This window comes from Nocardiopsis sp. B62 (genome assembly GCF_018070675.1).
Classification (GTDB): domain Bacteria; phylum Actinomycetota; class Actinomycetes; order Streptosporangiales; family Streptosporangiaceae; genus Nocardiopsis; species Nocardiopsis prasina.
In genome coordinates, this window is the sequence record NZ_JAGPXK010000016.1 from 34,069 (window position 1) to 45,423 (window position 11,355).

Sequence of the window (11,355 nt, forward strand, 5' to 3'; positions counted from 1 at the left end):
CCGGGTCGCCCACGGCCCTGTCGGAATCGCATCCAGATACGAGGTCGCCATGCCCGCCCGTGCACCCCACGCCCCTGCTCCGCGCGTACCGCGGCGGATCTGACCGGCGAGGGCGGACCACCCATGACGGTAGTACTCCTCACCAACATCGGTCGGCTGTGGACCGGGAACGAGCTGCTCACCAAGGCCGCCATCCTGATGGACAACGACCGGATCGCCTGGGTCGGCCACGCGGCCGAGCTCCCCCAACGCATTCCCGGAGTGATGGAGGACCTCACCGAGGTCGACGAGGTCGTCAACATCGGAGGCGGACTCGTCACCCCCGGCCTGGTCGACGCCCACTGCCACCCCGTGTACGCGGGTGACCGCTACGCCGAGGTCAACATGTGGGCCAAGGGCGCCACCCGCGCGGACATCTTCGCCGCTGGCGGCGGGGTCTCGACGACCGTCACCATCACCCGTGGGACCGACCCCTGGACGCTGTGCAACGCGGTCCGGGAACGCCTCCGGCACTGGGTGCTGTCCGGCAGCACCACCGTGGAGGCCAAGACCGGCTACCACCTCACCCGGGACGGCGAACTCGCCGACGTGCGCCTGCTGCGCTCCCTGGAGGAGGAACCCGGCATGCCCCGCCTGCACGTCACGTTCTTCCCCGCGCACGGGGTCCCGCCGGAGTTCTTCGGCCGCCCCAAGGAGTACGTGGCCACCGCCGCCTCCTGGCTCAGCGACGCCGCCATGGCCGGGGCGGACGGCGTGGACGTGTACTGCGACAACCAGCAGTTCACCACCGAGGACGCCCACATGCTCCTGGGCGTGGGCCAGTCCGTGGGCCTGCGCACCACCCTGCACGCCTGCTCGCGGCCCCGGCACGGGGCAGTGCGGATGGCGGCCGAGCTGGGCTGCTCCTCGGTGGACCTCGTCCACGAGGCCGACGACGAGGACCTGCTCGCCCTGGCGTCCACCCGCACCCCCGTCGTGGCCTGCCCCACCACCGCCCTGCACGAGCGCCGCACCCCGCCGGTGCGCGCCCTGCTCGACCACGGCGTACCCGTGGGTCTGGGCACCGACCACAACCCGGGCCAGTCCGGAACCACGTCCATGCCGCTGGTGATCTCCCTCGCGGTGTCCATGTTCGAGATGACCGTCCAGGAGGCGCTCAACGCCGCCACGGCGGGCAGTGCGCACGCGCTGGGTCTGAACGACCGGGGCATGATCGCTCCGGGGATGCTGGCCGATCTCGTGCAGTGGGACGCCGATCACGAGGGCGCCTTCGCGTGGTCCATGGGCCTGCACACCCTGCGTGTGTGGCAGGGCGGCCGCACCATCCACTGAGGTCACTCCGGGGAGCGTGTGGGGCGGCCACGAGTGCCCAGGGGCGTGCGCGTCCTCGGTGCGCTCGCCAGGTCCCGAACTGCGGGCTCTCCAAGGGTCAGTCCCACGCCGCCGTGCGCGGGCCGGTGGGAACGCCGGGGTCGGACCTGGTACCCGCGGGGCTCTCCGTCAGCCTGTGCCCGTGGGGCGGGCCCGTTCCGGCATGCTGAGGTGCCACCGCACCTGCGGGCGGCCGCCTCTTGCCAGCCATGTCCGCGGGCGGTTCGGTTCGAGACTCCAGAGGTCTGCGGTTCCCGCATGGGGGAAGCCGCCCCGAGGCCCCTTCGGGTACCTGGAGGCCGGTCAAGGCCGGAGCCATGGTCGTGCCCACGGCAGCGGCAACACCGGCGCTCCCTGGTCAGGTTTCCAGTGGTCACGGCGCCGGGGCCTTCGGCTCCGTTCAGCGGGTGCCTCGGGCGCGGGCGATCTCGATCACCGCGCGCTCCAGCGCGTACTCGGGATCGCGTCCGGCGCCCTTGATGAGCGCGTCGGTCTCGGCGATCACCGCCATCGCCCGGGTCACCCCGGCCGCGCTCCATCCACGAGCCTGCTGACGCAGGGTGCGCAGCTTCCACGGCGGTACCTTGGCCCGCCTGGCCAGCTCCGCCTCGTTCATACCGCGCGGAGGCTGGGCGGCCACCGCGATCCCGCGCACGGCACCGGCCAGGGCGCTGTTGATCAGCACCGGGGCGGTGCCCACCGCCAGGGACCAGCGCAACTGCTCCAGGGCCTCGGGCAGGCGGCCCTCCACGGCACGGTCGGCGACGGTGAATCCCGAGGCCTCCGCCTTGCCGGAGTGGTACCTGGCCACCGCCGCCGCGTCCACCCTGCCCTCGGTGTCAGCGACCAGCTGGGTGCAGGCCGCGGCGATCTCACGCAACTCGGTGCCGACGGCGTCCACCAGCGCCTGCGCGGCGTCCGGAGTGATCTGCCGTCCGGCCGAGGAGAACTCGCTCTTGACGAAGGCGACCCGCTCGGGCCCCTTGGTGGGACCCTTGCAGTCCACCCGCTGGGCCCCGGCCTTCACCGCGGCCTGGAGCAGGGCCTTGCCCTTGGCACCACCCGCGTGGGTGAGCACCATGAACACGTCGTCGGCGGGGGCCTTGAGGTAGTCGGTGACGGTCGCCGCCAGGTCCTTGACCAGGTCCTGGGAGGAGCGGATCACCACCACCCGGCGGTCGCCGAAGAGCGAGGGGGACGTGACCTCCACCAGGGTGGACAGACCCACCTGGGCGGGCACGAGGTCGTGGACGTCCACCTCGGGGTCCTCCTCGCGGGCCGAGGCGACGACGGCGGCCACGGCCCGGTCGACGAGGAGCTCCTCGTCGCCGACGATGAGCGTGATGAGGGCGGGTGCAGGCATACAACGAGGATGCCACGCTCCACCGACCAACCTGTGCCCGATCACCGGTCTCCGAGCGGATCGCCGTCGTTGGTCCACGCGTCTGTGGGCCACGCACGGGCGACCACCCGGGCACCCACCCGGGCACCCACCCGGGCACCCACCCGGGCACCCATCCGGGCGCCCGCGAACCCCGCCGCCCGAGGGCGGCGCGTCCTCGGTTGCGGCTCGGCCAGTGTCGGTTGCTCGCACCCTCGCCTCAAGGCGGGTTCCGCGGATTCCCGCTGGCCAGGGGCGGTGGGATCTCGCTCGCGGGGAGGCCAGCGCGAGTGGGCACACCCGCGGCCCCTGCTGGTACCGCTTCGGCTCCGCTGCCAGGTGCCTCACCTTCCGCATAGCTGTTGCCTCCTCGCTCCCAGTCCCTGTTCGTGCCTCCGCTGCCGGACCGGGTGTCCGCAACCGCGCATCGCGGAGTCGGACGCCCACCTCGGGGTGGCGATACCTACGGGTCGGGTCTCGGGCCACGGGTGGCCACCCGTACCGGTCCGCCCAGGACGGCGATGTCACCGTCGAGGTCGGTGCGCGCGTGCGCCCGCGCCATCCCCTCCAGCACTCCCACCGTGAACGGGGTGGGGTGGCCGTAGGAGTTCTCCCGGCCAGCGGAGGTGACCGCCACCGTCGCCTCCGTGGCGGTGAGGAAGGCGGGGACCTGGGTGTTCGAGCCGTGGTGGGGCGTGGTCAGCACCGTCACCGCCAACAGCTCGGCTTCGGGCTCGCGCAGCAGTGCGCTCTGGGCCTCCATCTCGATGTCCCCGGTGAGCAGCACGGACATCTGCGGGCCGTCGGCGCGCACCACCACGGAGGTGTCGTTCACCGACCCCACGAACCCGCTCCTGGGCCAGAGCACCCGCAGCAGCCACGGCCCCACCCGGAACCGCTGCCCCCGCTGGGCCTCGTGCAGTTCCACCCCCTCCTCAGCCAACAGACGGCCCGCGGGGCCCTCACCGAACCCCGGCGGGGCCAGCGCCACAGGAACCCTGCGGTGTCGCAGCACGCCGGGCGCGCCGTCCACGTGATCGGCGTGGTCGTGGCTGAGGACCAGCAGCGGCACCACGCGTATCCCCAGGCGGTCCAGACAGCCGTCCACCAGGTCCGGGTCGTCCCCGGTGTCGAAGACCACCGCCTCCCCTCTCCCAATGGACAGCACGAACGCGTCCCCCTGCCCCACGTCGCAGGCGACCAGGGCCCACCCGGGAGGCGGCCACCCTCCCGGTACGCAGCGGGCGGCCAACCCCAGGACCAGCACGGCCGCCGCCACGGCGGCGAGTACCCGCCGGGTCAGGCCACGGGTCAGCAGGAACACCACCAGCACCAAGGCCAGCAACAGGCCGCCCGCCACGTCCGATCGCCAGGGCAGCGCGCCGTACGGGACCCGCGCCCCGGCCCCGGCCACCAGAGCGATCCAGGACACCCCCAGCCCGGGCAGCGGCACCAGGAAGGCGGCGGCGCCCGGCCACACCGACGCCAGTGCGGTCAGCGCCGACCCGGCCACGGTCACCACCGCCACCACGGGCGCGGCCAGCACGTTGGCCGGGATCGCCACCCAGGACACCTCGCCGGACAGCAGCACCAGCACGGGCGCGACCGCCACCTGCGCGGCCACCGCGACCGCGAAGCCCTCGGCCACGGGCCGGGGCCAGCGTTCCGACCAGGCCCGTGCCCAACCGGGCACGAGCACCAGGATGCCCGCCGTGGCCAGCACCGACAGAGCGAACCCGTACGATGCGGCCAGCCCGGGTGCCACGAACAGCACCCCCACCACCGTGGCGCACAGGGCCCGCATCCCCGCCTGCGCCCGTCCGGTGGCCAACGCCAACAGACCCAGGGACCCCATGAACGCCGCCCTCACCACGCTCGGCTCGGGTCGGCACACCAGGACGAACACCCAGATCATCAGCGCGCCGCCCAGCACCGAGCACCAGGTGGGCGCGCGTGTCCACCTGGCCACCCCCAGAACGAACCCGGTGAGGATCGCGAGGTTGGCCCCGCTGACGGTGAGCAGGTGGGTCATCCCGGTGGCTCGGAAGTCCTCGGCCGTGGGTTCGGGCAACGCGGACACGTCACCGACGATCAGTGCCGGGAGGAGCCCCCGCTCCGGCTGGGACAGGCCCGCGGAGGCCTCGCGCAGCCCCGACCGGACCTCACCCGCGAACGCCTGGAACCTCCCGGGCTCGCCCACCGCCTCCGGAGGGCCACGCACGAGTACCAGGGCGGCGGTGAGCTGGTCGTCGTCCGAGGCCAGGAAGGAGCCGCGCGCCTCGAAGGACTGGCCGGGCAGCAGCCCCTCCCAGCCCGGCCCGGAGGCCAGCACCACCACCGGGGCCCGCGACACTCGTTCCGCACCGTCCACCCGAACCCACTCGGTGCGTGCGGGCACCACCCACTCGGCTCGGCCCGGACGCGGCAGGCCAGCCCTGGAACGTGGATCGGTGGTGACCACCGCGCGGAAGGCCGCCTCACCGCCCTGTTCCGCAGCCGCCGTGGCGGCGCTGGAGGCGGTCCGGTGCACGTGGACCCCCGCCACCGCCGCCACCGTCGCGCCGCAGGCCAACGTGGCGACCAGGGCCAGGGCCGGAGCCTCCAGCACGTGGTGGTGCACCAGGAGTGCCGCCAGCGCGGCGCAACCCAGCAATCCCGCGAACGACCACGCCAGCCAAGGAGGCGCCGCCAGCGCGCCGAGCGCGGCCAGCCAGGCGGTGACGGCGGGGAGAAACAGTTTGAGGTCCGGCGGTTGGTCCAGACCGTGGGCGTCGGTACCCAGCCAGCTGACCACCCTCACCCCACCGTCACGTGGGGTTCGAGGTTCCTGAACGTCTTCTCCGCGATGCCGTCCACGCCGAGCAGGTCCTCGACGCCGCTGAACGAGCCGCCGAGCGACTCACGGTGGGCGAGGATCTGCTGGGCCTTCTTCTGCCCGATCCCCGGAAGGGTCTCCAGCTCGGACTGCCCGGCGAGGTTGAGGTTGACCAGGGGGCCGCTGCCCTCGGGGTCGTCACCCGATCCACCGTCCGGTTGGGGGACCCCGACCAGGACGCGCTCGCCGTCAGTCAGCGGTCGGGCGAGGTTGACCAGGTCGAGGTCGGCTTCGGGCAACGGACCACCCGCCTCCTCCACCGCGTCGGCCACGCGTGATCCGGCGGGCATGGTGTACAGCCCGGGCTCGGAGACCTCACCGCCCACGTGCACCACGACGTCCCCGCCTGGTTCCGCGGACGCTTCACCCGTTCCGCCCTCGTCCCCGGACGCGGCCTGTTCGGCCGTGTCATGACCGACCGGGGAGGCCTGGTCCGAGAGCTCGGACACGGTCACCTCTTCGGGGCGATCACGCACGGCCAGGAAGGCACCCGCCACGGCGAGCAGCCCCAGTACCAACAGGGCCACCACCGCCCGCCGGGACAGTGCGGAGGTGGAGCCCCAGCGCTCGGCCACCCGTTCCAGGACGGAACCGGGTCCCTCAGGAGACAGTTCCGTGTATCCGGACGGCGGCCGGGCCGCAGCCAGGCTCCGGTGGTCCCCGCCGCCCGGAGGCCGCTCCGACCCGGGTGCGTTCCGGGGCCCTGTCCGGGGCCCGTCCCCGGACGCCACGACGCCCGTCTGCTCCCACACCGGCCGCTCCTGTGCACCAGTGCCTTCGGAGTCCGCCGGATTGAACTCGGAGTCGGGATCGCCCTCGTGGTGTCGTCGCGCGGTGCGGCCGGACCGGAGTTCCGAGGGCCGCCCGGCCTGATCGCCGCCTGAGTCGGGGTCGTCCGTCCAGGGTTCCGGGCTGGACTCGGTCTCGGGAACGGCAGTGTGGCGTTGTCGCGCGGCGTGGCCGGACTGGAGCCGGAGTCCTGGGTGACGCTCCTGGTGTGCGTCTGCGGAGCCGTCGTCCCGGTCCCCGGGAGCCGTCTCGTGGAGCCGCCGCGCCTCGTCGCTCCAGGACTCGGGTGGTCGCCGGTCTCCCTGGTCCGTCAGCGCGGTGGCGTGGGCGTCCAGCCCGGGGGCACCGAGGGACGGCACCGAAGTACCGGACCAGAATTGCGGGGAGAACTCCCCGTTCGGGTTCGCGGGTTCGTCCGCCCAGAGGTCCGGGGGCGTCGCGTTCGGTGCCACATGGCTGCCCGCGGCGGGTGGTGCCCCACCTGGTGGCGGCCCCTCCCGGGGATCGAGTCGGGCGGGGGCACCAGAGACGCCGTCGGGATTCGGTGTGATCCGGACGGTGGGCGAGGACTCCGGGTCCAGGGAGTCCTCGGGCGGCCGCTCCGTCAGATCCGGGGCCGAGGCCCTTCCGTTCCACAGCGGACCGGGTGGGGAGGACGAGCTCCAGTGCCTGCTCCGCCCCGGCTCGTGGTCATCGGGGAGGTAGGGAGTCTCCGCCTCGCCCACCGCGTAGGGAGGGCGGGGGAGGGCCACCACCGACGCGGGATCGGGCAGGGCGCCGGGGACGCGGACGCGCGGCGGGGTGGCGGCGGGGGAGGAGTCCAGGCCGAGGGTACGGAGTCGTTCCTCGGGGTCTGACAGGGAAGGTGTGCGCCGTGACCGGCGCGAAGCGGTCATGGATTCAACGCTAGGGAGGCCGGGACGGCCTGTCATCGGCCAGTTTCGATCTGTGGATAACTCGCAGGGGGAGCGGCGTATCCGATTTCGGGCAGGCTTGCGAGGGCGAAGACACAGGCGCCCCCGATATCGAGCAAACCAGGATCGGCGCCGACGTTCCAGGGGACCGGTGCGACCTGTGGACAACTCCGACACGAGGGAGTTCCCAGGCCCGGAGGGTGGGTCACACCGAGTGTGCGCGTCTGTCCCGCACCGGTTTCGAGGACCCGCGCGGGGCGGGGCCGGTGCGGGGGCGGCCCGCTGCTCCGGCAATCAGCGGGGCGATCGGGCGGGCCCGCGCGGGAGTCCCCGGGCATGACGGAGGGCCCGGTCCTGGTGGACCGAGCCCTCGCGAAGCCTTCTTGCCCTGAGTCCTTAGGCGGACTGAAGAGCGTCCAGGCGCTTGGCGATCGCGCTCTTGCGGTTCGCGGCCTGGTTCTTGTGGATGACGCCCTTGCTGCTGGCCTTGTCCAGGGCACGAGCGGCGCCACGCTGCGCGATGGTGGCCTGCTCGACGTTCCCGGCCTCGGCAGCTTCGCGGAACTTCCGAACGGCCGTCTTCAGGGAAGAGCGCACCGCCTGGTTGCGGACACGAGCCTTCTCGTTCTGCCGAATGCGCTTCTTCTGCGACTTGATGTTCGCCATGCGAAAACGTGCTCCAGTTACTGTGATCTTCGCGTCGGTCGAACAGGCGGCTCATCTCATGGGCAGCCGTTCCATGAGAGGCCTGCGTGGGCGCCGACGCAGGGTGTGTGTGAGTCCACAGGGCTCAAATTCGAACGTGGAAGTCCGAGACACGGACTTCTCAGTATGCCGCACCACGCGGACCACTCGGGACCCCGGGGGTGCGCGACGCGGGTTCGCCCCTGCGGAGTCGGCCGCCGCGTGCCCCCGGAACCGTCACGGCGCTCCCACCGGGGACAGCCAGGCCGTCCGGTAGGCGGTCAGATCGCCCTCCTCGGCCTCGTCCACCAGGTACAGGGACACGCCCAGGGTCATCGTCTCCGGGACCTCCTCGACCCTCGACATCCCCAGCCGGACGGCGGCGAGCGCGGTCAGCGCGGTCTCGTTGTCCGTGGCCGGCCCCCACTGTTCGCTCTCGTAGGTCGGTACCCCGAACCTCACGGTGACGTCCTCGCGGGTGGCCAGCGCGGTCACCCCCTCGGTCACCTGCCGCACCATGAACCCGCCGTACAACCCCGCCGTGGGCATGTTCGCGTCCACGCCCGGCAGCACGACCTGGTCCGCGTGCTCGGTCACCCGGTCCAGATACCCCTTGGACCAGTACTTCTCCTCGCCGCCCGCGACGAAGGACGGGACTCGGCCACCCGGCACCAGCTCCACGTGATGGGCCTGGACCGACAGCACCGTGTCCTCGTCCAGCTCCTCCCTCACCAGTTCCATGAGGGTGGGGAGTGACGGGTCGTTCACCGTCACCGGGCGGATCTCCAGGTGCACCCCGTCGAACCCGTCCGCGCCCACCTCGGCGACGGCCGGAGCCAGAGCCTCCCGCGCCGGGGCGTCGAACCGGTCCCGGATGAGCGAGGAACCCGACTCCACGTGGCGCAGCCACGCCAGCGCCTCGACGTCGGGGAAGTTCGCGTCCAGCCACGACAGCAACGCCTCGGTGTCCGCCACCCGCTCCACACCGCCGTCCGCGTCCACCTCACCGGCGTACACGTACAGCGTGCTCACCGAGCCCGTGTCCAGCAGCGCCTGCAGAGTCCCGGTGTCCTCCCACGAGCCCACCCACGCCGCGTCCGCCCCCTGGGAGGCGGTCCACTCCTCGGGCGACCCCGAGTACTGGTACGCCAGCAGCGCACCGGCGCCCACCAGCACGACCAGGACCGCCGCCACACCGGCCAGCAACCGTTTCAGTAGCCACTTCACCCGTACGCCACCCGCTCTCGTCCGGCGCCCTCGCCCGCTGGGCACCCGCATCGCCCGTTTCCGGCCCCAGGTCGCATAATCTGGACTCAGGTCCCGCGCTCGCGCCCATACTGCCGTATCCTCACCGGCCGCTTCCGGTGAGGACGGTCTCGGCGCCGTGGGATGATGGACGATGCCGTGGCCGGATGGTCCTCCCATCACCGAGAGCCCGGCGGGGCGGCGCCACCCCAGGCGCGTGACGACCCACACCCAACCCTGTGAACGGAGCACGGTGGCACAGCCGAACTGGACCGATCCCGCGCTGATCCGCAACTTCTGCATCATCGCGCACATCGACCATGGCAAGTCGACGCTGGCCGACCGGATGCTCCAGATCACGGGCGTCGTCGAGGACCGTCAGATGCGTGCCCAGTACCTGGACCGCATGGACATCGAGCGCGAGCGCGGCATCACGATCAAGTCGCAGGCCGTGCGCATCCCGTTCACGGCGGTGGACGACCGGACCTACACGCTCGACCTCATCGACACCCCCGGCCACGTCGACTTCACCTACGAGGTGTCGCGCTCCCTGGCCGCGTGTGAGGGCGCGGTCCTGCTGGTCGACGCCGCGCAGGGCATCGAGGCCCAGACCCTCGCCAACCTCTACATGGCGCTGGAGAACGACCTCACCATCATCCCGGTCCTGAACAAGATCGACCTGCCCGCCGCGCAGCCCGAGAAGTACGCCGAGGAGCTCGCCGGGATCATCGGCTGCGAGGCCTCCGACGTCCTCAGGGTGAGCGCGAAGACCGGCGAGGGCGTCGAGGACCTGCTCAACGAGATCGTCAACCAGATCCCGCCGCCCGTCGGCCAGGCCGACGCCCCGGCCCGCGCGATGATCTTCGACTCGGTCTACGACACCTACCGCGGCGTGGTCACCTACGTTCGGGTCGTGGACGGTCACCTCAGCCCGCGTGAGCGCATCCAGATGATGTCCACCAAGGCCTCCCACGAGATCCTGGAGATCGGCGTCAGCTCGCCCGAGCCGACCAAGTGCCAGGGTCTGGGCGTGGGCGAGGTCGGCTACATCATCACCGGCGTGAAGGACGTGCGCCAGTCCAAGGTGGGTGACACCATCACCTCCCTGGTCAAGCCCGCCACCGACATGCTCGGCGGCTACCACGAACCCAAGCCGATGGTGTTCTCGGGCCTGTACCCGATCGAGGGCACCGACTACCCGGTGCTGCGCGACGCTCTGGAGAAGCTCCAGCTGAACGACGCCGCCCTGGCCTTCGAACCGGAGACCTCCGCCGCCCTCGGCTTCGGCTTCCGCTGCGGCTTCCTCGGCCTGCTCCACCTGGAGATCACGCGTGCCCGCCTGGAGCGCGAGTTCAACCTCGACCTCATCTCCACCGCGCCCAACGTGATCTACCGCGTGGACATGGAGGACGGCGCCGAGCACGTGGTGACCAACCCCAGCGAGTTCCCCACCGGCAAGATCGAGGGCATCTACGAGCCGATGGTCAAGGCCACGGTCCTGAGCCCCTCCGACTACATCGGTCAGATCATGGAGCTGTGCCAGGACCGTCGCGGCGAGCTCCAGGGCATGGACTACCTGTCCGAGGACCGCGTCGAGATGCGGTACACGCTGCCCATGGCGGAGATCGTCTTCGACTTCTTCGACGCCCTCAAGTCCCGGACCAAGGGGTACGCCTCCCTGGACTACGAGCCCATCGGCGAGCAGAAGGCCGACCTCGTCAAGGTGGACATCCTCCTCCAGGGCGAGCCGGTCGACGCGTTCTCCGCGATCGTCCACAAGGAGAAGGCCTACGCCTACGGTGTGGAGATGACCAAGAAGCTGCGCGAGCTCATCCCGCGGCAGCAGTTCGAGGTCCCGGTCCAGGCCGCCATCGGCGCCCGGGTCATCGCCCGTGAGAACATCCGCGCCATCCGCAAGGACGTGCTCTCCAAGTGCTACGGCGGCGACATCAGCCGTAAGCGCAAGCTGCTGGAGAAGCAGAAGGAGGGCAAGAAGCGGATGAAGATGGTCGGCCGGGTCGAGGTGCCCCAGGAGGCCTTCATCTCCGCGCTGTCCACCGACACCAGCGGTGCCGAGGACAAGAAGAAGAAGTAGG

General features: G+C 71.7%; 7 protein-coding genes. 2 read left to right on the top strand and 5 right to left on the bottom strand.

Annotated features, from left to right (window positions below):
- Positions 1–123 precede the first annotated feature (123 nt).
- Entirely contained in the window at positions 124–1,332 is a 1,209-nt protein-coding gene (locus KBX21_RS17515) for an amidohydrolase family protein (protein ID WP_049578917.1), read from the top strand.
- Positions 1,333–1,771: 439 nt separating this feature from the next.
- Here the strand turns inward: KBX21_RS17515 and holA are convergent, their stop codons facing one another.
- The 5 genes from holA to KBX21_RS17540 form a co-directional block, all read right to left on the bottom strand.
- Positions 1,772–2,734: a DNA polymerase III subunit delta gene (gene holA, locus KBX21_RS17520; protein ID WP_049578914.1), complete on the bottom strand. Its 963-nt coding sequence runs from the start codon at positions 2,732–2,734 to the stop codon at positions 1,772–1,774.
- Positions 2,735–3,215: 481 nt separating this feature from the next.
- Positions 3,216–5,546: a ComEC/Rec2 family competence protein gene (locus KBX21_RS17525; RefSeq protein WP_210842549.1), complete on the bottom strand. Its 2,331-nt coding sequence runs from the start codon at positions 5,544–5,546 to the stop codon at positions 3,216–3,218.
- A 2-nt stretch (positions 5,547–5,548) separates the two neighbouring features.
- A complete protein-coding gene (locus tag KBX21_RS17530) occupies positions 5,549–7,312 on the bottom strand; it encodes a helix-hairpin-helix domain-containing protein (protein ID WP_210842550.1) in 1,764 nt (587 codons plus the stop codon).
- Between the two features lie 414 nt (positions 7,313–7,726).
- Positions 7,727–7,996, bottom strand: a complete 270-nt coding sequence (gene rpsT, locus KBX21_RS17535; RefSeq protein ID WP_049574246.1) for a 30S ribosomal protein S20 — start codon at positions 7,994–7,996, stop codon at positions 7,727–7,729.
- 255 nt (positions 7,997–8,251) lie between these two features.
- Positions 8,252–9,241, bottom strand: coding sequence for a hypothetical protein (locus tag KBX21_RS17540; protein WP_210842551.1), 990 nt, complete (start codon positions 9,239–9,241; stop codon positions 8,252–8,254).
- 271 nt (positions 9,242–9,512) lie between these two features.
- Here KBX21_RS17540 and lepA point away from each other — a divergent pair, with 271 nt between their 5' ends.
- On the top strand, positions 9,513–11,354 hold the full coding sequence (lepA, locus tag KBX21_RS17545) for a translation elongation factor 4 (protein WP_049574255.1): 1,842 nt from the start codon (positions 9,513–9,515) through the stop codon (positions 11,352–11,354).
- Position 11,355: the final 1 nt, after the last annotated feature.